This is a genomic window from Actinomyces sp. S6-Spd3 (genome assembly GCF_000758755.1).
GTDB lineage: Bacteria > Actinomycetota > Actinomycetes > Actinomycetales > Actinomycetaceae > Pauljensenia.
Genome location: NZ_JRMV01000003.1, coordinates 1 through 623, shown reverse-complemented (window position 1 = coordinate 623; position 623 = coordinate 1). Strand labels below are relative to the sequence as shown.

At 54.3% G+C, this 623-nt stretch carries 1 pseudogene; it reads left to right on the top strand.

Annotated elements, in window-relative coordinates:
- Positions 1–623, top strand: a pseudogene (locus tag HMPREF1627_RS00015) (YhgE/Pip domain-containing protein); the annotation flags it as partial.

Here is a 623-nt window from a genome sequence, read left to right as displayed (position 1 = left end):
ATTGGCTCTACAATCCCACTAGCTACGGGGACTCGGGATTTAGCTGCGGGCGTCCAGGATTCTTTTGACCAGGCCACCGGCACTTCTTTCGATTCAAGCAGTGGGACGGCCGATCCATTCGCTGGGCTTTCCGCCGGGTTAAATGATGCGCTGAACCAGGCATCCTCCAACATTGAAAAAGTTGAATCTCGTCTGGATACTTTGCTGAACTCGGCTGACGAGACCGCGCAGAGTAGCGCGGACGCGGTTGATCAGCTACGTGCCATGCTCGATAAGCAGATAAACGGGTTCAAGCAGACGAGGGACAAGCTCGCCCAAGTTTTAGGACCGGACGGGGACGACCTTCTGGCTGATCTTGATACGGCGATTGCGCGGCAACAAAGCCTTTCAGACCGCTTAGGTCAGATATCAAAGGATCTGCGTGCAGGTAGGTCTAGCGATTCAAATTCTAAAGAGGCTGCGCGTAAGGCGATTGAAGAAGCCGCCGGTGCAATCAGTGCGGCTCACGATAGCTTTTCAAAGAACCTGCAGCCACAAATCGACAGCTTGCGATCCAACCTCGAATCAGCTGGAGAGAACGCGGCGGTTTTCCGCTCTTACATGCAGGCAGTGAAGTCCGACCT